26 protein-coding genes and 1 tRNA gene are annotated in these 24,589 nt (G+C 41.6%); 7 read left to right on the top strand and 20 right to left on the bottom strand.

Annotated elements, in window-relative coordinates; all coding sequences use genetic code 11:
* The first annotated feature begins 57 nt into the window (after positions 1 to 57).
* Entirely contained in the window at positions 58 to 816 is a 759-nt protein-coding gene (locus JWG44_RS13320) for an LIC10244 family PerRA/PerRB upregulated protein (RefSeq protein ID WP_205275445.1), read from the top strand.
* Positions 817 to 1,396: 580 nt separating this feature from the next.
* On the opposite strand, the gene JWG44_RS13315 is transcribed toward JWG44_RS13320, so the two are convergent.
* The 3 genes from JWG44_RS13315 to JWG44_RS13305 are packed head-to-tail and all read right to left on the bottom strand — an operon-like array spanning position 1,397 to position 3,663.
* Complete coding sequence (locus JWG44_RS13315; RefSeq protein ID WP_205275444.1) at positions 1,397 to 2,116, bottom strand: PPK2 family polyphosphate kinase; 720 nt, start codon at positions 2,114 to 2,116, stop codon at positions 1,397 to 1,399.
* A 24-nt stretch (positions 2,117 to 2,140) separates the two neighbouring features.
* Entirely contained in the window at positions 2,141 to 2,827 is a 687-nt protein-coding gene (locus JWG44_RS13310) for a TetR/AcrR family transcriptional regulator (RefSeq protein ID WP_205275443.1), read from the bottom strand.
* A complete protein-coding gene (locus JWG44_RS13305) occupies positions 2,824 to 3,663 on the bottom strand; it encodes an ankyrin repeat domain-containing protein (RefSeq protein WP_205275442.1) in 840 nt (279 codons plus the stop codon). Before JWG44_RS13305 ends, JWG44_RS13310 begins: the two co-directional genes overlap by 4 nt.
* Before the next feature lie 200 nt (positions 3,664 to 3,863).
* On the opposite strand from JWG44_RS13305, the gene JWG44_RS13300 reads away from it, so the two are divergent.
* Positions 3,864 to 4,409 carry a GyrI-like domain-containing protein gene (locus JWG44_RS13300; RefSeq protein WP_205275441.1) on the top strand — a complete coding sequence of 182 codons (546 nt, stop codon included), beginning with the start codon at positions 3,864 to 3,866 and terminating at the stop codon, positions 4,407 to 4,409.
* 49 nt (positions 4,410 to 4,458) lie between these two features.
* On the opposite strand, the gene JWG44_RS13295 is transcribed toward JWG44_RS13300, so the two are convergent.
* Positions 4,459 to 5,388, bottom strand: a complete 930-nt coding sequence (locus tag JWG44_RS13295) for an alpha/beta fold hydrolase (protein ID WP_205275440.1) — start codon at positions 5,386 to 5,388, stop codon at positions 4,459 to 4,461.
* Positions 5,389 to 5,608: 220 nt separating this feature from the next.
* Between JWG44_RS13295 and JWG44_RS13290 the strand changes: the two genes are divergently transcribed.
* A complete protein-coding gene (locus tag JWG44_RS13290; protein ID WP_205275439.1) occupies positions 5,609 to 6,145 on the top strand; it encodes a redoxin domain-containing protein in 537 nt (178 codons plus the stop codon).
* 133 nt (positions 6,146 to 6,278) lie between these two features.
* On the opposite strand, the gene JWG44_RS13285 is transcribed toward JWG44_RS13290, so the two are convergent.
* From JWG44_RS13285 to JWG44_RS13270, 4 genes are all read right to left on the bottom strand, one after another.
* Positions 6,279 to 6,746, bottom strand: a complete 468-nt coding sequence (locus JWG44_RS13285) for a MarR family winged helix-turn-helix transcriptional regulator (RefSeq protein WP_205275438.1) — start codon at positions 6,744 to 6,746, stop codon at positions 6,279 to 6,281.
* Between the two features lie 72 nt (positions 6,747 to 6,818).
* Complete coding sequence (locus JWG44_RS13280; protein WP_205275437.1) at positions 6,819 to 7,013, bottom strand: KTSC domain-containing protein; 195 nt, start codon at positions 7,011 to 7,013, stop codon at positions 6,819 to 6,821.
* An 8-nt stretch (positions 7,014 to 7,021) separates the two neighbouring features.
* The gene (locus JWG44_RS13275; protein ID WP_205275436.1) at positions 7,022 to 7,453 is read right to left on the bottom strand and encodes a GNAT family N-acetyltransferase; all 432 of its coding nucleotides are present in this window, start codon (positions 7,451 to 7,453) and stop codon (positions 7,022 to 7,024) included.
* 54 nt (positions 7,454 to 7,507) lie between these two features.
* Entirely contained in the window at positions 7,508 to 8,380 is an 873-nt protein-coding gene (locus JWG44_RS13270; RefSeq protein WP_205275435.1) for a response regulator, read from the bottom strand.
* A gap of 76 nt (positions 8,381 to 8,456) precedes the next feature.
* Between JWG44_RS13270 and JWG44_RS13265 the strand changes: the two genes are divergently transcribed.
* Together JWG44_RS13265 and JWG44_RS13260 are read left to right on the top strand one after the other, a co-directional pair.
* Positions 8,457 to 9,017: a polyhydroxyalkanoate synthesis regulator DNA-binding domain-containing protein gene (locus tag JWG44_RS13265; RefSeq protein WP_205275434.1), complete on the top strand. Its 561-nt coding sequence runs from the start codon at positions 8,457 to 8,459 to the stop codon at positions 9,015 to 9,017.
* A 49-nt stretch (positions 9,018 to 9,066) separates the two neighbouring features.
* Entirely contained in the window at positions 9,067 to 9,942 is an 876-nt protein-coding gene (locus JWG44_RS13260) for a HEAT repeat domain-containing protein (protein WP_205275433.1), read from the top strand.
* Between the two features lie 72 nt (positions 9,943 to 10,014).
* Here the strand turns inward: JWG44_RS13260 and JWG44_RS13255 are convergent, their stop codons facing one another.
* The gene (locus tag JWG44_RS13255; protein WP_205275432.1) at positions 10,015 to 11,220 is read right to left on the bottom strand and encodes an MFS transporter; all 1,206 of its coding nucleotides are present in this window, start codon (positions 11,218 to 11,220) and stop codon (positions 10,015 to 10,017) included.
* 67 nt (positions 11,221 to 11,287) lie between these two features.
* Positions 11,288 to 11,364: transfer RNA gene (locus JWG44_RS13250), tRNA-Val, on the bottom strand.
* Between the two features lie 229 nt (positions 11,365 to 11,593).
* On the opposite strand from JWG44_RS13250, the gene JWG44_RS13245 reads away from it, so the two are divergent.
* Positions 11,594 to 12,427, top strand: a complete 834-nt coding sequence (locus JWG44_RS13245; protein ID WP_205275431.1) for a metal-dependent hydrolase — start codon at positions 11,594 to 11,596, stop codon at positions 12,425 to 12,427.
* Between the two features lie 199 nt (positions 12,428 to 12,626).
* Here the strand turns inward: JWG44_RS13245 and JWG44_RS13240 are convergent, their stop codons facing one another.
* From JWG44_RS13240 to JWG44_RS13205, 8 genes are all read right to left on the bottom strand, one after another.
* Entirely contained in the window at positions 12,627 to 13,226 is a 600-nt protein-coding gene (locus tag JWG44_RS13240; protein ID WP_205275459.1) for a DUF1569 domain-containing protein, read from the bottom strand.
* A gap of 192 nt (positions 13,227 to 13,418) precedes the next feature.
* On the bottom strand, positions 13,419 to 13,910 hold the full coding sequence (locus JWG44_RS13235; protein ID WP_205275430.1) for an Mpo1 family 2-hydroxy fatty acid dioxygenase: 492 nt from the start codon (positions 13,908 to 13,910) through the stop codon (positions 13,419 to 13,421).
* A 71-nt stretch (positions 13,911 to 13,981) separates the two neighbouring features.
* Entirely contained in the window at positions 13,982 to 14,758 is a 777-nt protein-coding gene (locus tag JWG44_RS13230; protein ID WP_205275429.1) for a helix-turn-helix domain-containing protein, read from the bottom strand.
* Positions 14,759 to 14,845: 87 nt separating this feature from the next.
* Positions 14,846 to 15,253, bottom strand: a complete 408-nt coding sequence (locus tag JWG44_RS13225) for an STAS domain-containing protein (RefSeq protein ID WP_205275428.1) — start codon at positions 15,251 to 15,253, stop codon at positions 14,846 to 14,848.
* A 14-nt stretch (positions 15,254 to 15,267) separates the two neighbouring features.
* Positions 15,268 to 16,239: an LB_137 family protein gene (locus JWG44_RS13220; RefSeq protein ID WP_205275427.1), complete on the bottom strand. Its 972-nt coding sequence runs from the start codon at positions 16,237 to 16,239 to the stop codon at positions 15,268 to 15,270.
* Entirely contained in the window at positions 16,236 to 17,684 is a 1,449-nt protein-coding gene (locus JWG44_RS13215; protein ID WP_205275426.1) for a tetratricopeptide repeat protein, read from the bottom strand. The genes JWG44_RS13220 and JWG44_RS13215 overlap by 4 nt, the downstream gene beginning before the upstream one ends.
* A gap of 2 nt (positions 17,685 to 17,686) precedes the next feature.
* Complete coding sequence (locus tag JWG44_RS13210) at positions 17,687 to 19,168, bottom strand: SpoIIE family protein phosphatase (protein WP_205275425.1); 1,482 nt, start codon at positions 19,166 to 19,168, stop codon at positions 17,687 to 17,689.
* Positions 19,169 to 19,472: 304 nt separating this feature from the next.
* Complete coding sequence (locus JWG44_RS13205) at positions 19,473 to 20,456, bottom strand: c-type cytochrome (protein ID WP_205275424.1); 984 nt, start codon at positions 20,454 to 20,456, stop codon at positions 19,473 to 19,475.
* 669 nt (positions 20,457 to 21,125) lie between these two features.
* Between JWG44_RS13205 and JWG44_RS13200 the strand changes: the two genes are divergently transcribed.
* Positions 21,126 to 21,569 (top strand): hypothetical protein, encoded by a 444-nt coding sequence (locus JWG44_RS13200; protein ID WP_205275423.1) that lies wholly within the window; start codon positions 21,126 to 21,128, stop codon positions 21,567 to 21,569.
* Between the two features lie 66 nt (positions 21,570 to 21,635).
* On the opposite strand, the gene JWG44_RS13195 is transcribed toward JWG44_RS13200, so the two are convergent.
* A complete protein-coding gene (locus JWG44_RS13195; protein WP_205275422.1) occupies positions 21,636 to 22,259 on the bottom strand; it encodes an Lcl C-terminal domain-containing protein in 624 nt (207 codons plus the stop codon).
* 17 nt (positions 22,260 to 22,276) lie between these two features.
* Complete coding sequence (locus JWG44_RS13190) at positions 22,277 to 24,358, bottom strand: Lcl domain-containing protein (RefSeq protein WP_205275421.1); 2,082 nt, start codon at positions 24,356 to 24,358, stop codon at positions 22,277 to 22,279.
* Positions 24,359 to 24,589: the final 231 nt, after the last annotated feature.

Here is a 24,589-nt window from a genome sequence, read left to right as displayed (position 1 = left end):
TTTTCGGAATTGAAAACGGTTAGAAAAGACAATCATAGAAATCGGAGAAACGAAGACATGCTGGCACACTTAAGACCGGATCAGCTTTTCTGCAAAGACGACGAGAAAGAACAAAGTTTAAAAACTTTGGGAATGATGCTCGAACTCTGCGAAAAGTGTTATGTTTTTGGAAAATACTTTTTAATCGACGAGTTCAACTCGGAAAAACATCCGTTTATTTTGAGAAAAGGTTTTGAACTCTTAGGAATCGGAATGGATTCCGAAAACGTTAGAAATATTTTAAAAGGTTATATTCTCTCCGGAGGTTACGAAGGAAGAGAACTTTTAGATCGAATTATCGTTCTCGAAGGAATGGAAGCGATTCAGAAAGAATTGCATATATCAGTTTTTTTAGAAAGAAACGCCTCTTATTTTGGAGAATCCTATCAGGAAAATTTCTGGAACTACGTGATGGCTAAAAGAAAGGAAATCGATACGATTCTACTCAATGATTTTTACGCGGAGTTTTGCAACTCTAAACCTCAGATTGATTCGGATATTCTTTTAAGCCGCGCCTTTCATTCTCTTTCTCACAACGAATTAAAAGAACTCCTAAGACAAGTCAGCCTTCCGGATCTTGCGGGCGCACTCAGGAGCGTTCGCGAAAAACTTGTGATTCAAGTTTTAGATTTTATGGATCGGGAATCTTCCCGCTGGTTGATGAAAGAACTTATGAAATCCGACGATTCTTACGACGGCTCTGAAAAAGTAAAAGACGCTCAGTTGAAGATTCTCGGTTTATTTGCTTCGAAACGGGAAATGAATCGAGACTTTTAGGTTCGAAGCTTTGTTAAAAATGGATTCCTTAGTTAGGGGATAGAAAAAGACCGGGTGAAAGTCCCGGTCTTTTTTTTACCGATCCGAGACAGTCGGGCTTAATGTATAAAAGAGATTGCAACTTTTTTTTGGGAGATTTTGTAAGAGTTCCTACTTAGAGTTTGTTCCAAAACCTCAAAAGAAACCGCTGAGAACTCTTCATAAGCTTATAATAAAAACGCAGGAGTTCCAACAGATTACTCCCTTAAGCGGTTCATGAAATTTCGATGAGAGGATTGCCGTGAAATTTCGATGGAGTTCCCGCAAAAGCCTGCCCCAAAACCTCGAAAGAAGAAAGGATCTTCATTTTATAAAATTCTAATTTATCCGTGTGAGTTCCCACAGATTACGTCTTATCGATTTTTTGCGGAATTTCTACTTGTACTATTATCATCCAAAATACGTGAGAGTTCCCACATTTTAAGGTTTTGGGAAAGGTTTTCAGTATTTTCTATAAAATTTGTTTGCAGGTGATTTTGAAGCGTCCTCTCGCGGTGATTGAAATTTTCCCTTTTCGAATCCATAAAATTCGGAGTTCAATCTAAGAAACGATTTTCTCCAACTCTTTGCAGATAATTTTCGCTACCTTATAATTTCGATACCACTTCTTATCGGAGGGAATCAGATTCCATTCTTTCTCCTGATCTTTTTCATTGAAGATCGTTTCATAAGCGGAACGATAATCATCCCAACGATCTTGAGTGACTTCGTCCGAGGGATCATACTTCCATTTTTTATCCGGATTATTGATTCTTTCTTCGATTCTTTCCTTTTGAATTTCTTTCGAGATATGTAAGAAGAATTTAAGGATAAGAGTGTTGTTTTCCCTTAAAAGATGTCTCTCGAAATTACGGATCGATTCCATTCTTTCTTTGATTCTTTTTTCAGGAAGATTTTGTTGAACGATCGGCACAATCACGTCTTCATAGTGGGAACGATTGTGTATATAGATCATACCTTTGGAAGGAACGTATTTATGAATTCTCCAGAGAAAATCGTATTGAACTTCTTCCGAATTCGGTTTTGTCCAGGCCTTTACGGAACATCCTTGCGGATTTAAGCCGGCAAAAACGTGTTTGATCGTTCCGTCCTTTCCCGCCGTATCCACTCCTTGTAAAAGAATCAGAACTGAATTTTCTTTTTTTGCGTATAACTTTTCTTGAAGTTTGTAAAGATCCTTCAGATATTCTTCCGTTTTGAGAAGGACTTCTTCCTTGTTCTTGTCAGCGGAAGGAAGAGTGGCGACGTCTTTAAGATTCATTTCGAAAGCCTGCTTGTAAGGTTTTTAATTTTTAAAAAGTTCGATCATCGACAAGACCGACTTTCTTACGGATCGGAAAATAGGAAGGGAAGAAAGTTTGAGAAGTTGAAAAACCAGATCTAAACCTTTATCTATGAGCGTTTCGGTTTTTTTCTTTTTTGGGGAGGAATCGAACAGCCAAACATAGATAAATCCTAATTGTAAGAGCCAGAATAAAAAAGGCAGGTCCGCAACTAAATCTGCGGAAACCGAATCCTTAGAAGTTTCGATGGCGTCTCGAAAAAGGGAAATCGCGTCCTCTCGGATTTGTTCAGTTTCTTTGCTAAAGGGGGAAAGAGGGTGTTTGGGATCTCCGCCGCTCCTTGCAAGAACGTGTAAGAATTTTTCATATCCTTGAAATTGCCCGAGTTTGAATCGAATGATATTCTTTACTCTTACCTTTAGTTCGGACTCGGATTTGCAGAATTCAATATTTTGAATATTGGCTTCCTCCTGAGTAAGTCTATAAAATTCCAGGACGATATCTTCTTTCGTTTTGAAATGATAGTAGGTGGCCCCCACCGCGAGACCCGCCTTTTGAGCGATGGCTCTCATCGTGGTCTCATCGTATCCTTCTTTTTGAAACAATGAGATCGCTGTTTTAAAAAGGAGAGACCGGGTTTGTTGAGACTTCCCGGTTTCTCCCGTGGATTTGATTTTTTTTCGAATCATGCTCTGACTTCAGCTTCTCCAAAACTGGATGAGATTTTCTTTCTGAACTTCGCAAACAAGAACAGGTTGAAAAAATGCATCACACCTAAAATCAAAAGTACAACACCGACTTTCGTGGTTAAGACTTCGATACATTCTGCCAGATCTAAAGGTTTTTGGTTGGTAGTCAAGGAAAGGCTTATGTAACCGATATTGATCAGATAGAATCCGACGATCAGAAGGTGATTGATGGAATCCGCGAGTTTTTCTTCTCCATTGAACATTTGTACCAAAAAGATTCTCCCGTTATTAAAAAGGGTTCTGGCAACCCAGATGGTCATCAGAATACTAATGACGAGATAAGCCGTGTAAAGTCCGATCGTGAAAGGACCACCGGATTTGGGTTTGGAGGCTTTTAAACCCTTAGCCATTAAGTAAGCGGCAGCATTCGTGTTTCCATATTGTAAAGCTACATCTAACGCATTCTCACCGTTTCGATTGAGATATTCCAAGAAAGAATCGCGCTCAACCAGTAATTCTAACAACTTGCTATCGGAATATCTCGCGGCGAGATGAATCGGATATTCGCCTGCGTTATCGGCTCTATCGACCGGATTGTATCGATCTAAGATAAACTTTAGAACCTTTGGATTTGCGCTTTCGATCGCGTAAAACACCGCGTTTCTGCCTCTGCCGTCGGTGTATTCTACCAGCTCCGGTTCCCTTGCAAGAGTCTTTTCGATCTTAACCAAATCCCCTTTACGAACTTCTTCAAAAAAATCGGTTTGTGAATCGCCATAAGCGGAGGACGCGGTTCCAAAAAGGAACAAAAGAAAGATGAGATGGATTCGTTTCATATTTTTACTCCATAAATTGAACATGTTCAAATTATGGATCTTGTCAATTTTTTGTAAAGTTTTATTTTTTGAACATGTTCAAAAAATATGTTCATTTCAAAATACGATTTCTTGATTTCAGAAATTCTTCGGGGAAGTGTAAAAAGGGATTGAATACAAAAGGAATTCCTCCAATCTCCTAAACGTTTAACGGGGGAAATATGAGAATTTTTGCACTTTTAACGTTGGTTTTGATTCTTGGTCTGACCGGATTCTTATTTTATATGGGAGCTTTTGATCAGGTTCAGGTTAAGGAAGAGAATCGCGGCCCATTCTATGTTTTGTCACACGATCGAATCGGCGATTATAGAAACGTCGGCGTTTCTTTTGAAATTTTGCAGAAAGAACTTCCCGCCAAAGGAATTCAGAACTTCAAACTTTTCGGAATTTATCTCGATAATCCGAATGAAGTTTCAAAAGAAAAACTTCGCTCGGAAGTCGGTGTGATTTTGACGGAACCTTTGGCGAGAGTCCCGGAAGGTCTTTCGCTGGATTTAAAACTTCGAACGATTCCAGAAAAAAAATACGTCCTAGCCGAGTTTCCTTTAAAGAATTTTCTCTCGATTTTTTTAGGAATCTATAAGGTTTATCCTGTCGTTTTTCAGGCCTGCGAAACGAGAGGTTGTAACTTAAAAGAAAAACCTTCGATGGAAATCTATGAACCTTTGACCGAACATAAAACAACCTATTTGGTTCCGTTGGATTAAAGGAGTTTGGAAAGTAGGAATTTTTTTAAAGTGTGAGAGTTCCTACTTTTTACTTTTTCAGAAATTCAAGGAGTTTTGGGAGAATTCTTTCCGGAGATTCAAAATGGGGAACATGACCCTCGTTTTCTAAAGAAAGAAACTCGATTCCTTTTAGAGTTTTGACGGCAACTTCGCTATTTTTGAAAGGTACTACTTTGTCATCTCTTCCCCAAATCAGCAACTTAGGAATTGGATTCTCGCTCAATTTTTCATATTCTTTTTGAAAAGACTCTAAAGGCATATTTCTCAAACTGGAAAGAATCGCTTTTTTAAAACCTATGTATTTCATTTGCTCTTTATAGATTGAATTGAATTCCGGAAATTTGTCCGGAGCAAAGAAATTTGTTTTTGAACCTTTGAGAAGCGTACCGTCTCCAAAGGCTTTTGTAAGATAGTCGCCGATTCCCGGAAGCCTTGTCAATTTTCCCATTAAAGGAATTTCCATCGGGAAACCCGCAGGCGCTATCAAACCGAGCTTTTTAACTTTTTCCGGATGTTTTAACGTAAACTGGCAGACTATAATTCCTCCCATAGAAGTTCCGATTAAATTTACGGGTTTTCGAATATTCAAAGAATGGAATAAAGAAAGCAATTCCCTTTCGAAAAGTTCCGGATTGTAATCCGTATCGGGACGATCCGAAAGTCCTCTTCCAAAAAGATCCATCGTAAGAACCCGATAACCTTCTTTTTGTAGAATTTTCGATAGAGGTTCGAAAATAAAAAGCGGATTGGAAAATCCGGGAACTAAAACTACAACCTCCCCGTTTTCAGGGCCGTTGAACTCGTAGTGAACGAATCCGTCCGGAGTGTCTAAAAACGTTCCGCCGCTTTTGGAACGAATTTCGGAATCGATGATCTGCTTCTCTCCATCCGCTATAAATGGAAGCGCGATACATAAAACTAACAAAACCGGTAGGACGTAGAGTAGAATACGTTTCATGGTCCAGGAGGGTAAGGTTTTAGAAGGGAAAGTCAAGGATCTTTTGTTCACTCAAAAAAGATCCTAAAATCCCCAGAAATCGATGAGCGCGTTTCGATCATCAGTCCGTTTTCCCGGAATGATAAGCCTTTTTGTTTAAAAAATAAAAAAGATACCTAAATAATTGTTGCATAGGCAACAAAAAAGCCTATTGTAAAAATCTGAATAAAAGGAGGTTTTTATGGGACTAAAAACGGGAGATACTGCGAAAGAGTTTTCGGCAAAGGATTATCTCGGAAATACGATTCATCTCGCCGATTTGAAGGGTAAATATACTCTTTTGGCGTTTTTTAGAAACGCAGAGTGTGCGCTTTGTAATTTACGGGTTCACCAACTTCTAAAGGTTTATCCCGAACTTCAGAAAAAGGGACTCGGAATATTGGCAGTATTTGAATCCTCCGAAGAAAGTATCAAAAATAGCGTCGGTAAAAAGGAAATGCCGTTTCCTTTGATTCCGGATCCTTCCAATCGATTGTATAAGCTTTACCAGGTGAAACGATCTTGGCTCGGCGTTATCAGTACCATTCTTACGGGAAAAAAAGAAATCAAGGAAGCTGAGGAATTGGGTTTCGAAATGAAAAAAGTCCCGGGTATGAAAATGGATCGTATGCCTGCCGAGTTTTTGATCGGACCGGATCTAAGGTTACAAATCGTTAAATTTTCAAAAAAGGTTACGGATCACATTCCCTTGGAAGATTTAAAAGCCTATCTCAACTGAAACAAAGTCCGTTGGCCGAAATCGATTTTAGATTCTGAAACGAGAAAACGACTTATAGCGAGTCCCTAAACTCGATTATACTTTATCTGAAAGATCAAGCTGCAAGGTTCAGTCCCGGTTTTGGGACGGAACCTTATATTCTTCCATCCAAGACGTTGGTTTCGATCGTTTCAGAAATCCTTTTGAGAACTTGTAAATCGGAATTGCTTAATCCCTTGTAAACGGACTTTCTCTCTTTTAGCATGAGTGGAAGCGTTCTTTCCAAAAGCGCTTTTCCCTTTTTTGTAATGACAACTTGGAATTTTCTTCTATCGGCGGGATCGTCTTCTCTTTGGACTAGATCCTTTTTTTCCAGACCGTCTAAAAGGCGAGTAACGTTCGGTCTATCTTTGAAAGTTTTATCGACAAGATCCGTTTGTGAAGCGGATCCGGTTGCCGAAAGCTGATTGAGAAGAATCCATTGTTCAACCGTAATGTCTTCTTTGAAATCGGACATGAGTTTTGTAAAATGAAGCCTTAAAAGACGATCCGTTCTATGAAAATAATACGCGAAGGCGGTATCGATGAGTTGTGAGGTTTTTTGTTCTTTGGGACGAGGCATCGTTTTTATCTCAATCCAATCATTAGATTGGAAATGATTACTTCAACAATAATTGAAGGATGGAAAAATATATCAAATGGATTCGATCAGATTTCGTAAAAATTCCGCTTTGGATCCGGATTGCATCAATTTTGTATAAACTTCGGTTTTGATACCGGAAAGTATCTTTTCCTTTCCGTCTCTCATTCTAATATGAAGTTCTCCGATTTCCGGATCGTAACCTATGGATTCGATTTCAGGGGAGGAAATATAATGTGTTTCTAACATTCTTAATTCTACTTTAACATTAAGACGAAATGATGCGATGATATGATCATTCTTTCCCGTAGGTAAAATCGATGAGCGGAATATCTTTGAACGCCGCTGTCCAGGTGAAACTGATCGCAGTCTCTCTTTTTTGCTTCGGAAACGAGCCAATCAAAAAGTATCTTTCCGAAATTTCGGGATCGTTTTGTACTATCGGTGACAAGATCGTCCACGTATAAATATTTTCCGCGCGCGAGCATAGTTCCGAAACGATATCCTGCGACCGAACAGATTTCCGAATCCTCCAATGCCGCCGCTAAAAGATAACCTTCTTTCATCATGGAAGATACGAGCGTCAGATATTCTTCCTTTTTTAGATCGGGCCTCAATTGACTCATCACCGGAAATGTGGAAAGAATTTCTTCCGGACTTTCTATCGATTTGACTTGGATGGAATTCATAAACCCAGGATTTGTTTGAATTGACGTTTTAAAAGCGAAAAACGAAGCAGGCGTTCAAAGAAAATTTCGCATCCAGTTCAGCAGATTCCTGAGTTTGATTTTTTCCAACCGATCGGTTGAAAACTGAGTCGGCGTAATCCTTTCGATTCTGATTCCAGTGGGTTGGATCCCTGTTCTAAACTCGAAAACCATTCTTTTTTGATTTTCCGATCCGATATTTTCCCTTTCCGCTTCGTGGATCGATTGATTCAGAATTTCTAATATTTCTTTTTCTGAATATAACTCTTGGCAATAGTCCCTGATTCCGAGCGAAAGATCTTGAAAAAGATTCTCCCTTTTTACGTCCCTGATTCCGACGATAGGAGGGAAGGTGGGTCTCTGAGGCAGATTCCTGAGTTGATCGACGGCGTCTTTGACGTTCAACCTTTCCCAGTCTAAAAATAAAATTCCGGGTTCGTATTCTTTGTATCGATCTCTGAGAAACGAAAGTTCTTTGCACGGGTAGGTTTCCCATCCCATCGCTCTCAGATGTGCGCGGATCCTCTGATAGAGAAGCGGATCGGGCCCGACTACGAGCGCGTTCAAACCTTTCTTTTGCGGAATTTCCTCCAAAGGAATATCGATGATCTTAGAAGATTCTAAATTTAAAAAATAATTCAAACCGTGATCGAAAAGTTCTCCAAGAGATTTTGATTCCATTCTTCCGATGAGAAGAGGTTGTTTCGACCAATCTAATGCAGTCTGCAAAGAATCGGTTTCGATCGATTTCCGAATCACTATTTCTCCCGTTTTTGTTTCGGGAAATCTCCCGCCGCTCGACCATTCCACAAAGGAAATTTCTTTCCAATCCAGGAGAGAGAGCAGAAGTTTTTCCTCCTTTTTGGCGAGTCCGCTCAGGAAGAGAAAATCGAACAATAGGCTTGGCATGGGTATTTTGCTTGACCGAAGGGTTTTGCAACGGATTCTAGAATTGTGCGATGCGTAAAAGACGCAACCAATTAAAATGAAACTCCTCAAACGATACGCGAACCGAAGACTCTATGATCCTGAAACGAGTAAGACCATTACTCTTGAGGACGTTGCTGAGATGATCATCAACGGAGAAGAAATTCGCGTCATCGATAATATGTCGGGTTCGGATATCACACCCAAAATCCTCGGACAAACTTTTCTCAAAGTTTCTTTGGGACAGAGAAACGAGGAATTCTCCAATTTTATGCTTTCGGCTCTCATCCGCGAGACCGGAAAGGATATCAGCTCCCTCTTTGGCAGATTGGTGCTGGGAGGCATCGGAGCGAGTTATCTGACTCGAGATCGACTTGAAAAAATTCTTCAATCTATGATTTCACTCGGAGAACTCAAACTCGAGATGGCGACGGAATACAGGGACGATCTCCTCACTCACATGGCGACCCGCGCTTCCGAGAATAAACTCCGAATCCAAGAAGACCTCAAAAAAATCGGAAAAGAGCTGGAAGAATCCACCGAATCCGATTTACCATTGGAAGATCTCTCGGAAAAAATCCGCAAAATTGCGGAAAGTGTAAAAGAAAAGGAAGCCTGAAACTTTAACCCGAGATTCTAAAAACCGATATTACAAGAGAGGGAATTCCATGTTTAAGAATATTTCGATCTCTATCTTTTTGTTTTTTATCTGCACCGCGTCTTTATTTTCTTCCGATAAGGCAGTGGAATACGCCGATAGAGCTTACTTCGAACAAATCCGAAAGTTAGAATCCGGTTCTTACGAAGAGAAGGTGGACGCCGCCGATTATCTCAAGTTTGTCAGTAATAAACTCGCCGTACGTCCTCTTCTAAACGCTCTTAAAGGAAATCCGAAAGTTCCTAAATCTATGGAAAACCATCCGTATCTGAAATATACGGTAGCTCAAGCCCTTTCCGTAATGGATCAGGAAGTTGCGATCAAACCTACGATCGAAGAATACAAAAGGATCGAACCGACCATCACGGAAAAGGACGAGCCGTATTTTACGACTAAGGACGATTATACGATGGTGATCGCCGCCGGTGAAATCCTAAGAACGATCGGAAGTTATCCTTATGCGAAAGAATCCGAAGACGTTCTCGTAAACGCACTCAGCCATCCGAATTTTTACATCCGTGCCTCCGCCGCAGACGGATTAAAATATATGAACCGTAAGGAAACCGTAAATTTTCTCGTTTCCACTCTGGAAAAGGAAAAGGACGATTTTACACGCGCCGCGATTCTAAACTCTATAGTTCGAATTCTTAAAGTTGCGGATAAGAATTTTTACGTTCTCTGCGACATGCTTAAGAGCGAAAGTCCTATGGTTCGTTACAGAGTTTCTATGGCTTTGGGAGAAGTGGATTTGAAAGCCGCGGAATTTTATCTGCGTCAAGCGCTTCTTGTCGAAGACAAACGAAGTGTTCGCGATCAAATCCGTAAAGACTTAGGAACCGTTCTCGGTTTTAAACTTCCGTCGATCTCGGTCATTGCCGCGGAATAAAGTCGAATCGAAATTCTAAATTGAATCGTTAAATAAAAATCAAACCAAACCGGTGTATGAAAGCTCCTGACTTCAGGAGCTTTTTTGTTTTTTGGGAGCTTCGGAGAAAAAAAGATACGAGCCCGCAAGGAGAGCTACGATTCCGGAGGCGCCGAGCGCGACGGTGGAATTCCATTGTGTCCAAAGAAATCCGGTGATGGAACTCGCTAAAATCATACAAAAACTCTGAAACGCATTAAAGGTTCCTAATGCAGTTGCGGTTTCCGTTTTGGGAACTAGATTCGTAATCCAAGCCCTCGAAATTCCTTCCGTGGAAGCCGCAAAAACTCCATAGATCGCAAACGAAACCCAGAGAACCCAAGAAGAGGTCCCGAATCCCATTCCAAAATAAACGAGAGAAAAACAAACGAGCCCGAAGATAAAAAGACTCTTCAATCCGATCTTATCTCCTAAAATTCCTAACGGATACGCGGTTCCCGCATAAACGACATTATAAAAGATGTAGGCTCCGATGGACGCCGAGTCGCTCATTCCGAATTCTTTGAGTCTTAGAAGAAGAAAAACGTCCGATCCGTTAAAAAGAGAAAAGAGCAGGATTCCTTTGCAGAGATTTCTGTATGAGGCAGGAGAAGTTTTCCAATACCGAAAAAAAAGTAAGAAAGAACGGGAGTTTTCGCCTTCTTTGGGAAGAACCGGTTCTCTGTATTTTTCTCGAATTAAAAACGTAAACGCGATCGCGAGGAAACCGGGGATAAACGCGAACAAAAATAATTCTTTGTATCTTCCGGGATAAAAATATAAAAAGATAAGCGCACCAACCGGTCCCAACACCGCGCCGAAGGTATCCATCGATCGATGAAAGCCGAAGACCGTTCCTTTGTTTACGATCGTGGTCTCGTCCGAAAGAAGCGCGTCCCTAGCCGAAGTGCGGATTCCTTTTCCAAGACGATCCGTCGTTCGGATCAGAAAAACCCAAATCGGAGAAATAAAGAATGTCATCATCGGCTTGGAAAGCGCGCTCAACAGATAACCCCAGCGAACAAAGGGAAGTCGTTTCCCGGAAAGATCGGACATTCTTCCGAAGGAACCTTTGCTAAAACCCGCAGTTGCCTCCGCGACTCCTTCTAAAATTCCGATGAGAAAAATGGAGAATCCGATCTCTTTGAGATAGATGGGAAGAATCGGGTAGAGCATCTCCGAAGCGACGTCGGTCAAAAGACTCACCAAAGAGAGGACAAGAATCGTCTGTGTAATGATTTTTTTACGTGGATCGGGCATATTGAGAATTTTGAAAACGAATTCCCGATGGAGAAAACCGGGTTCGAAACGTTTTACGAAGGAAGGGTGGTGGGAGATACTGGGATCGAACCAGTGACCTCTACCATGTCAAGGTAGCGCTCTAACCAGCTGAGCTAATCCCCCTTACCTTGCGTTCCAGAATTTGCATCCCGCGTAATTCGTAAAGAAGATTCCTGGGTTCAAGGTTCGGGAGATTTTTTTTTCAATGTAGAATCCGGATTCTTCCTTTAAAAAAACTAGCCGATTTTGAAATCCATAAGCTCATTTGGAATTCAGACAGAACGAATTTAAGATATCGGGTATTCTTACTCCGCGTTGGAAACAAAAACTTTTTGAACGAAGAGGGTTGGAAATGAAAAAACCGTTTACGAAAACGATCGATGGAAACGCTCCTTCCGTCCGAAAGATGGACTTCGAAGCTCTGGAGAATGTTCCCAGATACTATTTTAACGACAACACAATCATGACCCACGCCGTGAACAGTTTTCACGTGATCTTTCCGGAAGGGGAAAGATTTTTTATTCGAAGTGTGAAGCCGTTTCAAGACCGGATCCAAAGCGAATCTTTGAAAAATCGGATCAAGGCCTTTATCGGTCAGGAAGTCCAACACGGAAAGGAACACGAACGAGTCTGGACTTCGATTCGGAATTTCGGGTTACCTCTGGATCGAATCGCGAGGTTCTATCATTTTACCTGTTACAAGATCATCTTTAATTTATTGGGTTTTCTTTTCGGACCCAAGCTCAACTTATCGATCACCGCGGCCTTGGAACACTATACGGCGACACTCGGGGAAATATCGCTCAAACACGATCTTACGAAAGACGTACAAGGAGATATGAAGAAACTTTTAGTTTGGCACGCATGTGAAGAGATCGAACACAAATCCGTAGTTTACGACGTTCTTCAGGAAGTAGCCCCGAGTTATAGTTTAAGGATCGTCGGATATATGATCGCGACCGTAATGCTCTGGTCTTATGCGATTCTATTTCAGTATTGGTTTTTACTCGCGGATAAGGAAGTTTCTTGGAAGAAGTTTAAAAGCGACCGCGCCTACGCCCGGGAACAGATGAACATTTCTGTCCCGCCGTTATATAAAGGATTTCTAAAATACTTCAAAAGGGATTTTCATCCGGATCAGATGGGCGGATACGAACTCGCTGAAGCAAGTCTCGCAACATTGTAATTTTACACTTTTTTTACTAACGTATCCATCCGAAACACTTGCTCTCGGACTTCGGAATTCTTTGGAATTCCGAAGTCTATTTTTTTGTCTTCTTCGAATTTTCATTTTTCAGAATCGGAAACGACGAATCCAAATCCTTTCCGAAAATAAATTCGATGAGGATCTTGAAATCCAAGCGGTTTCTTAGAAATTTGCAAATTTAAGAAATCCCGCCGTCGGTTGTCAGAAAACTACAATGGTTTGCGATGTGCATGGCGTGAGCTTGATCGTATTCTTCTTTGGATAAATTTCCGTAGGCAAAATGGGGTTTGAATTCTCCGCTATAAGATTGAAATTTTAGAATGGTGTTTTTTAGAACTCCAAGACTTTTTTTCCAATCCGTATTCGATTGGATTTCGTTTGCTCCCGGGATCGGCGCTTCCAAGTCGTGGGACATTTTTTTGGAAAAGGAGAATTTTAAAAAAACGAGTTTACCGATCGTGTTTTGAAATAGGGCGCTTTTGTTTTCCGGATAACCCTGGATGGAGTAATCTATCGACTGAGCGCAGTGGAGAAAAACCCTCCCCGCGTCCCAGTTTCCATAGCCGGAAATCGAATTCGACTTTTCTAATGTATCTATGTATTTTAACGTTTCGGAAAGAGAATCAAAACCGAGTCCTTTGTTTTGTGCTCCGGCGGGCGCGGAAGAACAATTGCCGACGTTAGGAAGGATCGCGCCTGCGGTTCCCAATAAAACTAACAGTTTTGCGGAAGAACTTAAAAATTCTTTTCTATTATAAAATTTTGTGCCGGATTGTATTTTCAAATTGGGGCTCCTTGAGGACGAAAATTTTAATCCGTTTTTTCACGGAGTCAAACGTTTTGTATATTACGACTTCGGTTTTGAAACGGATGAAAGGATTCGACTTCGATTTTTAAAAGAACGGGACTAAAAAGCCCCGTTCCGAATCAAAAGACGAAAGTCTTTTAATAAAATTGCTAAGACGAAGTCTTAGTAGGAAATTCCGATCTTTTTGTAGAAGTAACTCAGACACCAAGCCGGACCGATCAGAAGAAATTGAAGATCTTTGAAAAAGGAAGGTTTTTTTCCTTCGATCGTATGACCGATAAACTGAAAAATCCAGGCTACTACAAAAACTCCTACGGAAATGCTGATCAACGCGGTAACTCCGGAAAGAGCAATGTAGTAAATTCCGGATAACATTACAACGACCATGAGCATCATTCCGATAAACATAGGAATGGAAAGTCTGAGATAAAAAATCCCGGTAACGAGCGCGAAGATCGTAGCCCAGTTTAGAAAAAGACGGGCCTGGCCCAAGGATTCCGGAAGCAGACTTTGGATGGATCCGGATGGAATGGACCACAACATTCCGAGTAAGGTAAACATGATGGTAGGCACCATGATCCAATGGATTCTTTTGTTGATTTTGTTTTGATGGCTATCCGCGTACTCGCTTAGCCATTGTTCGATTGGTTTCATTTTCAACTCCCTTCATCGTAGTTAAAGCCGTTTCTCGATCGTTTCGTTAAACACGGATGAGACGGCTTATTTTAGAGTTGGATATCATCCTCGAAATCGCAGAAGATTACTTGAACGGAACTGCTATTTTTTAAAAAAAGCGAGGGTTTGAGACCGAACATTTCTCGAAAAGTCCGGCTCATATGGGCCTGGTCCGCAAAACCGGCCTCGTGAGAAGCGACCGTGAGCGAATTCCCTTGCGCGAGGGAAAAGACGCACGCCTTGATTCTTAACCATTGAATGTATTTTCTCATAGGAATTCCGACTTCGTCTTTGAAAAGATGCATCAATCTGCTTTCGGATAAACCCGTCGACTTGGTCAATTCTTCCAAAGATACGATTTCCGGAATGGAATCCGAAAGTTTTCGAATCACGTTTTCGATTCTCGAATCGCGTTCTTGCGAATCGTTTTGATCTTTTTTGAGTTCGTTTAATATTCTTTTCCAAAGAGAGATCGCCTCCTCTTCGGATTCGGGAGCCTTTAAGAATTTTAAAATTCTCTCATAAAGCATGGAATCCAGCTCCAAATATTCGGAGGAAAACTGAAAAAATGTGCCGTGAACCCGTATGTTATCGGGATCAAAGTGAAAGATGAATACGTCCTCGTTCTGCGCGTCCAGTTGTTGTTCGACGTTGGGACGGACAAAAATGGATCTGGATTCTATCCAGTCGCCGGATCCGGTTCTGAAGCGAAACGGTTTGTCTTTCGTGAGAATCAGGGAGGCGCTGTAGTGTTCGTGCAACTCGTTCAAGATCGGAACTCCCGTCAAGAGTACGTTCGAGCCGATAAGAAAAAGCTTTCCTGCCATCGCAGGAAAGCTTAGGAAGCATTCCACTCATTGCAACTCATTTTGAAATCGGAGATTCCGATTTCCGGAGGCAATCGATTCCTAAAGTTAAGCGATCGCCTTGTCCATCGCCGCGTCTAAGTCGAGTGTGATTCCGATCAGTTTATCGAGTCTTGTAAGTTCGAAAATTTTCTGAAGATGGTTCGGAACGTTAAAGATGATGATCTTTCCTTGAGCTTCTTTGAAAAGTCTCGCTTGTGTGCTGATAAAAGCCGCCAAGCCGGAAGAATCGATATGAGTCGTAGTGGAAAGATCCACTAAAAATATGTTAACTCCGTTTTCGATTCTGTCGGTCATCGCTTCTTTAAACTTTTTCGCCGAAAAGAGGCTGATCTCTCCGGTCGTTTTCAGGATCGCCATGTTCTTTTTTAGAACTCCGGCTACGTGAGAGTCGGTGATTTCTTGAACCTGTAGTTCGTCTTTAGAGGCTACTCCGCCCGAGTTTGTGTTTTGCATAAGTTTCTTGTCTCCTAAAAAGTATACGTCATTTTAAATTCGATGTTTCTTTCCTTCGTCATCGCATACGGAAGATTTCGTTCGGTCGCCGCGATCGAAAAGACGGCGGGGAACGAGATCAAAGCCGTGTTTAATAAATAATTAATTGATAAAGAAATCAAAAAAAGGTGATTCAACTGTTTGTGTCTAGAATATTCCGAGTTGCTTTGATCGAAAAGGAGAAAAGTTCCGTTTTCTTGAGGAAGCAACAAAGGTTGTTTTTCTTTGACGCTGATTCCCGCGTAGTATTCGTAAGCGGCGCCCGCAATGAAAAAACCTGTGAGTCCCATCATCGCATATCCGGACCGAGTGTAATTTTTTCTTTTTAGATAATAACCGGGAATCAGATAATCCCAGAGCACCAGACTTGTTTCCGGATTTTTAGGAGTTACGTCTTCGAGTTTGTAGACTAATTTAGAAATATTCTTATTCTCTAATATTACCGGAGATTCCGTTTCACCGCGAGTGACCATGATCGATTCGTCGTTTAGGATGGAGATTTTTGAAAGAATGTCGTCGTCGGTCTCGGAAGAAACCGTAAACTTTAAATTCGTTTTCGAAAGCTGTTGTAAAATTCTGGGGGAAGGTTCCTTAATCTGCGCGAATTTCACCCGTTCCAAAGCGACTCTGAGATATTCTCCGGCCTCGGTGACATAGAAGAGGGTTTGCGGATTTATCTTAGTCAATTTGTGATTACAAGTTCGTTTAGGATCTTCGTCCAATTCCAAACAAAGAAAGTTTCCCGCTTCCTCGAAACGCATTTCGGAGATTTCGCTTTTTTTGATCTTTCTTTCACCGTCTTCGGTCTGAATCGTAATTTCTTCCAGAGCCGGATCGTTTTCAGTCACGTTACCCGAAATCTCTTCTCCGCTTTTTAAAATGATTCTATGAGCGGAAATTTCCAGAGAGAAAATAAAAATGGTAAGAATAAGTAGGATTCTGCTCATTGAACCACCTCTATCTTGATCGCAGAATCGATTGGAACCTTTTTTTTAGAGGTCTTATCGATTACGGTGATCGTGTCTTCTTCAAAGGATGCCTTTAAGAAGGATTGTTTGTTCGTATCTTTTGTCATTATTAGTTTGGAATCCTTTGTGGCGTTTTTATCCATCGAGATGGATTCGATCGTAAACGTCGGGAGAGTGATCGGGAAGTGCGATGAGAATAGTTTAGTTTGATCTCCATTGATCACGATTCTGTTTGCATAAACCGGGTCCGCGTCGGAAACTATGATCTTGATGAGAGCTTTCGGCGGGGCTTGTGCTTCCGCCTTCTTTAAGAATTGATTCGATTTCTGGAGAACTTCCTCTAAGACGGCTTGGTTCTTTTTCGAAATTTCAACGTCCAACTTGGAGTCTTGCTTTTCTTCCGAACCTTCGAGCGATCGACTCGGTTGTTTTAATTTTTCAGAAGAGGTTTTGATTTCTTTTGCTTCCGAAGTGTCACCGAGCCTTTCCGCGTTTTTATCGGAAAGACTCGCGATCTCGGAACCCGCGTTGTAATAATAACCGAGCATCAAAAGTCTGCGATTCGCTTTGATCGCGATTTCTTTGTTCTTATCGGAGAATGCAAGGCTCGCGTATTCTTTAATCGCTTCCGGTTGATGTCCCGTTTTTTCAAGAGAATAACCTTTGATGTAATTCATTTCGGGAGAATTGATGTTAGCCCTTTCGATTTCTTCCAGAGCCTTTGCATAGTTTCCTTTTGCAAAATAAGCCCTCGCTCTTTTTTCGGGATCGTCTTCGGTCGATTCGATTTCTTTTTCACTCTGTTTCGCTTTTAGAATCAACGAGATCAGAATCTCGGCGTCGCTTGAAAGTAGAGTTCCTGGATGATTGGCTTTCACTTCATAGAGAGGTTTGAGCGCCGTGTCGAATTCTCCCTGGACCGCCAGACAAAAGCCCTGATGAAGTTGGATAAAACCTCCTTCTTCCGATTCTTTCCCGAATTGATCAAAGGATTCTTCGTAAGTTCTATAAGCTTCTTTGTAGAATTGGTTTCTTTCCAGAGCGAACGCGTGTTCCAGAAGACGAATTTTGGAAGAATTGAGATGAAGATTGATGCCCGCTTTTAGAGAAAGGGAACGAACCGAGTTGATCAGAACGGCGCCGGTTTCGTGTAAAAACGAAGGTTCCAAAGAAACCGAACTCTGTGAATTGTTGATCATCGAACTCTGAAGATGATTCAATTTCATTTCCGCTTTGATGTTTTCCTTGTTGGAGATGATACCTTCGAATTTGGAACGGAGAATTTCACTTGAAAAGGAAAAATTTAGAATTTTACGTCTTTCTAATATGATTCTCAACTCGAAAAGTTTCGTTTCTAAAACGATAAATCCGAGAGGAAGGATCAATAGAAATCCTATAATGGATATGGCGATACTCTTCTTCATAATTATTGAATTTCGATAATTCCGAACGTGACATCGTCGGGATAATGATCCGCGAAAGTATCGACTTCCTTTTTGATAACCGACGTGATTTCTTTTGCATCCAGATGTACGTTCGATTGAAAAATTTGAAGAAGGCGGTCGTCCCCGAATTGTTCTCCCGTTGGAGAGGTCGCATCGAGAATTCCGTCCGTATAAACTAAAATTTTATCGCCGGGTTCCGTTTTTATTTTCAGAACTTGGTATTCTTCCGGAATTCCGATTCCGAGAATATGGCCGGTGGAATCGAGAGTAACGATTTTATCTTTATTCTTTCTAAAATAGTAGATCGGGTTGTGGCCTGCGCTGCAGAAATACGCGTATCCTTCCTTATCGAAGAGGACAAAAATGCCCGTGGCGAAAAAAGAACCTTGTAGTGTATCGAAGAGCCTCTCGCTCAAACGTGTAAAGATAAAGGAAGGATTTACCGTTTCCTTCATGATGTTTTCTATATTGTAATGGATGATGGATGTTATCAGCGCAGCGGATACACCGTGCCCCGTTGCGTCTGCGAGAAAGAATACGGTTCTGTCTTCGTTGATTTCGATTACGTCGTAAATATCCCCGCTGACTTCCCGCATCGGTTTATAAAAAATATCCAAAGTAATCAAATTGAATTTTCTTCTTTTACCGGGTAATAAACATTCTTGTACGTTCTTTCCGATCTCCAATTCGGTTTGAATTTGATTGTTTTTATATTCTAAACTTTCCACCTGCGAAGAAATTCTTTCCACCATTCCGTTAAAGGTGGTTCCGAGAAGATCCAATTCGTCTTTGGAAGAAAAGTTCCAGAGCGCGCGTGCGCTTAAATCTCCCGTCGCCATAGTCTCGCTCACTTCCTTTAGAATGAAAAGACGGACGAAAATTTTTCTATAAAGAAAAATTCCGAAAAGGATGTGAAAGATAACTCCCCAGAGAAGCAGTAATCCCAACTGAATGTAGAGCGAGTTGAGACGATCTAAAATTTCTTTTACTCGAACTTGAGAAACTAAAAACGTTTTTTCAGTAAGATAAAAGATCAGGCTTACGATGAAGTTTTCCGAATCGAGTTCGATATCGTAAGAACTGTTGATCGCTTCTTTGGCGTTGATAATCGTCGCCAATTTGCTCTTGAGATAATCGATGGATATGGGGGCTCCATGTTCGAGATTGATTTTAAACTTTTCAACCGAACGGTCCTCGACGGAGACGATTGAAAAATTTTCAATCCCAATGCTTAGCAGTTTATTCTCTATATCCGATAATTGGTCTTTATCTTCGTAGTTTTGAGTTTCTAAACCTTCGATTTTTTTCAGAATCTTTCTGGCGATTTGATCCGACTCCAATGTAAAGTTATCAATCAATAAATCCGTCTGATTCTCAAAGATCATCACTGCGACAAAAGTGAGATTGATCACTGTCAGTAAAGAATAGATCGAAATTATCTGGAGTCTCAGTGATCGTTTCATAACTGATATAAGTATACGGTTTTTTTTGGACATTAGCATCGTTTATTATAAAACGACAATTGTCAGATATATAGAGCTATTAACTATGGTTTTACGATTTATTTTAAAAGTATTTGTTATAAAACAATTTCTTTTGCGACAAAAAAGTAAGCAAACTGGGTTTTTGAGATTTCAGATTTTCGGCTTTATGGGCGAAGGCATTTTTTGAGTCGTTTTTTTCTATGGAAATAACTTATTCTAAAATTGCTTCCGATGCTTATTTTGTACACACGCACAGAGGATTTCTGTGCGTATTATAAATCGCCTATTTTTCAAATATCTGAACTTTGTTCGAAATTGGCTTCGAACTCATGAGATAAGCGAAGATGGCTCCCAAGTCCTGGTCATTCATCCCAGCGTATTCCAGCCAAGGCATTAGGCTATTGAACTCTCCGGGCTTGATATCCGGATTGGTCTTTGCCCTTGCGACGCTTGCTTTAAATCTTGCGATGAAAGTTTCTTTGGTCCAGGTGCCGATTCCTGTTTGAACATCGGGTGTGATGTTTGCACTTCTTACTTTTCCACCTGTTACCAACACAAATTCAAAACCGCCTGCGTGTTCCATTCCTGCAACCGGTTCTCCTTTTATCTTTTGTGTATGGCAATCGTCGCATGACGCAGCAGTGAACAGATATTTTCCGTAAGCGATCGTATCCTTCGTTTCGGGCCTTTGTGAGAATTTAGGCGCTTTCGGTATGGTTCTCATGATCAAGTTCATAGGAAACTTTGCTTTCGATGTCTCCACTTGATTTTCAACGGCGGGAATCGTTCTGATATAAGCAATGATAGAATAGATATCTTCCTTATCCATTTGCGCATAATTTTCGTAAGGCATAAGCGGAAAAAGAGGGGTTCCATCTTTAGAAACTCCCGCCGTCATCGCGTAAAAAATATCAGTGTCCGTCCAGTGTTTCAAACCGGTTGAAGCAGGCGTTATATTTCTGGAGTAAAAAGTTCCGGGTAAACCTTCTTCTTCCCCAAACTTTAAATTTCCAGCTCCTATGTTTTTATCGAATGGATAATAGAGTTTTTGAGATTCTCTTGATCCCGTGTGGCAACCCATACAAGCGGCAACATTTTTTACTAAATATTCACCTCTTCTTACTTGTTCCGGAGTGTGCGCGATCTTGATTTCTTCTTTTTTTCCTATGTCCGGATATTTTAGATATAAAAAGCTCAGCCCGCCTATCACGATCAAGACGATCGCAATTGCTGTTCTTTTTAAAAGGGCTCCAAAAAATTTCATCATATTCTCCTGCTATATTTTCCCGTTAAACAACCTCGTAAATGAATTTTGTCTTAAATCGCCGATTTCAAATTCCCACCTTATAACATCTTCCATATATGATAAATTTTGAATTCTAAAATCAAAACGAGGTATTTAACGCTAGTTTACCCGGTGTTTAAACGATCTCAGGGATTTGCGGCTCTTCCGATAAAATCGAAAGGTTTTGGGAAGGATTGAAAAAGGAATAATGATGAAAGAAAAATCGGTTTTCGATTTCGGCTAACTTGAATCGTGTCCAACACGAATACCGGGGTTGCTTTTCTTTGCCGAAAAATTTGCCTTTCAATAATTTCTTTCGGAGACGTCGATGTTTTTGAAATCGATGGGAAACGAGTTTTTCCAATTGGATGGGAATGAAATCCGGAGATTTTTGAACAAAAAAGGCCAGCTTTGATAAAAATCCAAATTCTTCTCTTAAATTCCATTCAAAAAATAAGAAGAGTCATTGTTTCGAAAGGTATGATGTTCCGAATTTCCTTTTACCTTTTGGTTTTGCATTTGTTTTCCTGTTCGTCAGCGCAAACGCAAGAACCTGAAAATCACAATAAAATTGAAAAAATACAAACCGCGAAAACTCTCGTTGTCGAGTCTTTTTCCGTCGATACCGTGCGCGAGATTTGCTCCAAAACTATGGATCCTGAATTTTTGAATCCGGAAGACGAGGCTTGTGTCCGCAATCGGCAGGATGAACTCTGGAAGAAAGTTTATTTACCTTCTCCCAAGGAAAAAAATCTGACGAAAGCGTTAGAATTGGTTTTAGCCCTTAAGAAGGTATTTCCTAAAAAGAAAATGTTGATCGGAAAAGACGCCGAAATTCACGTTAGACACATTCAGCAGCGAGTGGAATACTGTGATCCTACGCAAACGACCTGTGTTCCCGTCATTCACAATCTGATTTCTTTTTCAAATTCGAACGTTCACGAGATCAATCAAACCTACACTCTCATTCCGCAGGCGAGTTATTTGGAAAAGGATGACAAAAGTCTTCCGGTAGCAAAGTGGAACGAACGTTTGGATCTAATTTCGAAAGAGAATATCGAATTTATGCTGAATGCTTGTTTCACTTTGGAGTAAACATTAGAAAAATAGAATAAAACTCTGCAAAAAAAGATTTCTGCAGAGTTTTCAATACGGCTAAAGTCAGTAACTGGTTACACAGCGAACGTATCCGTTTGTGTTTGCTTTCGGATATTCGACGGTTCCACCGATTGCAAAATCCACAATATAAGCCATCGAACGGTAGCTTGTCCCTTCCGGAATCTTATAGTGCTGATCCACGTTTTCCGCGGATGCAACATATTGTTTTGGATCTGTTTCGTTATTTCCGTTTCCGGAAAGTGTTGGGCTGTTTCCTGCAGCAAAGGAATTGGTAGAAGTCCAGTATCTTCCGGGAGGAGTGTTTGGAAACAAGGTTGCGTTGATGATCGGCATCGCGGTCACTCTGTAATCTACGATCGATATCAATTCCTTAATCGAAGGAAGTCTCCATTGTCTTCCGTCTCCCAGAGTAGTTCCTAAACCTCTACAATAGCTGAGGGCGTTCGTCCAGTTACCGGTTTCCGCTGGGCCGCTTACCGCGCCACAATCGGTGTAATTCATTCCGGCAGTTCCCCTACCTCGAATACACTTTCTCCAAAGAAGTCGATTCCCTGCGTCTTGAATTGTCCCATCGTTTAAATCGGTGTAAGCGCCGCCGATTGCAGTGATCCCATTCTCCAGGCCAAAGAGGATTGTGAGGAGTAGTATTAGTCTTATCGTTTTCATCATAATTCTCCTTTGGTTCAATCCGCGACACACATCGCAAGAGTCGCGTATTTGTTCATCCAGTAATTCCCCCAAGAATAATTCTTACCCTTGTTGTTGAGATGTGCGCCTCCTCCGAAGACGGAGATCTGCCAAGCGCCCCATGCGTTGGCTCCATTCGCAAAATCCGATCCTGTAATTCCGTTCGCTATGGATGAGCTGACTGCATTTGTGGAAGTCCAATATCTTTGATAGTTGTTTCTAATAAATCCAGGGAAGCTCGAAGCCGGAACCGTTTCGTTTCCAAGATTGGTTCCGCCGCCGTCATAGGTCAAAATACCCATTTGCTCGCTCAACGTCGGGAGTCTCCAAGTTTTTTTACCTGCAAAGCCAGCGCCTGCGTTGTCCAGATTCAATTGCAGGCAATAGGTCAGGGATTGACCCCAAGTCAAATCGATGACAGCCGCGATGCCCAAAGCAACGAGGTTAACGTTGTAAGGATCTACCCCATCTTGTACACAAGTGCCGGCGGACCAAACAAAGGCGGGCGGGCAAGTTTTCCAAAATTTTCCGTTTAGGGTGTCTTGCGTAACGTAGTCGTTCGGATATCCCGCTAAGGTCGTTGGAGTTCCCAAACCGTAAGGTGTTGCAGAATTGAACTCCGCGTCTTGTCCGGAAGAAGCACAAGGGACCGCATTGCCGGAAACATCGTAACAAACGTTTTGCAAAGTTCTCGAAATCAGAGTCGGATCTGTTTCAACGTCGGAACGGTAATTGAGTCTGATTTTATTCGAAACAACAAAACCTCCCGTAACGACATTCCCAGCTCTATCCTTAAAGTCGGAATCGTTAAAGAGCAGATAGAAATTGTGAAACTCCGGCAGTTTGCTGTTGAGTGCAACCGTATAGGTCAGTCCATCCGTCGACCAAGATCCGGTCATAGTAGGCCAAGCGATTGTCGGATTTCCACTCACACCGCTGTCGTGATGTTCCGGAAGCGGGGTTGTACTTTTGTCCATCGCTTCGCTAAAAACGATTACAAAGTTATTTTGATCCACGCTCAAACTGGTAGTGTTATTCGCAGGAGTAGCGGTGCTCACGGTAGGTGCAGTGTTGTCGATAGTCAAAGAGGATGAATTGTGACCCACATTGCTCCCGGATGTAGTAAGACAAACTCGAACGGTATTGGCTCCGACTGCTAAAGTGGAACCCGGGATTGTGGAAGTGATCTCGGTCGCCGCCGCAGCGCTTCCCGTAATGGCGGGAGTAAGAGCCGTTCCGTTAGTTCCGGCGGTACAATTGGTTCCTCCCAATCGAAGTTCGTAGTTTCCGGCGATATCGGATTGCCATTTGATCACGCTACTGTCAGCCGTCCGCAAAAAACTTTTTGACACCGAATTGATCGTAATCGTCGGATTTCCCACCGCAACTACGTACTGACTCGTGCTTACGGCGCTTTTATTTCCCGCCTTATCAATCGCGATTACCTTAACATCGGTTGTGGCATTGTTCGGGATTGCAAACGCCGCAGAATATACGGTAGAGCCGGCGGGCGCGGTTCCGTCGGTGTTGATCGTCGGGTTTGTTCCGTCGTTTCTATAAGTCATAGCAAGACATCCTGCGGATCCCGTATCGGTGCAGGTAAGAGTAATATTTGGAATGGAAGCTCCATAAGTTCCGGCCGCAGGTGAAAATGCGATGGAAGGAGCGGAGTCGTCCCGGATCACGCTGATGCTCTTCGTATCCCAATTAGAAACGCCGTCGGAGCTTTTCAAACAGAGTTTAACTGAATTGGTTCCTACGGCAAGATCACTTGCTTGGATTCGATTTGTGATCGATGTGGAAGCGGTTGCGGTTGAATTCGTATTCACGGTTCCATCGGAACAGTTACTCGCACCGAAACGGAGATCATATTGTCCGTTCATATCGGCGGACCAGGAAATATCATAATAAGCGATGGTTCCTGCGACTCCTGAGCCGCTCACGTATAAAGTAGTCGGGGAGGAATAGGTAATGACGCCTGTCGGAGCTACGGGAGGGAGCGCCGGCGCCGAATTTCCACTGGAAGAATCTCCTCCGGGAAAAGAAATGCTCGAACTTGGAAGAAAGAAAAAGTTCATTCCTTTCTTGCCTTCTCCCGGCAAACAATTTAGAAATACGAAAAATAGACTTATGCTCAAGCTAAGAATATATAAAACGCGAGTTTCTTTTTTAATTTTCGCATGTTGTTTCTTTCTTTGTTTGATCATGAGAAGATCCTCCACAACATTTACATCCGCAAAATTTGAGTGATGTGGAGTTAATTTACTTCTTTTTTTCGAGTAATGCGTCACCGCCTATAATTGAGGAAT

This window comes from Leptospira ainazelensis, from assembly GCF_016918785.1.
In the GTDB taxonomy this organism is placed as follows: domain Bacteria; phylum Spirochaetota; class Leptospiria; order Leptospirales; family Leptospiraceae; genus Leptospira; species Leptospira ainazelensis.
The sequence above is the reverse complement of the archived record's forward strand: the minus strand, read 5'-3'. Positions and strand labels throughout refer to the sequence as shown.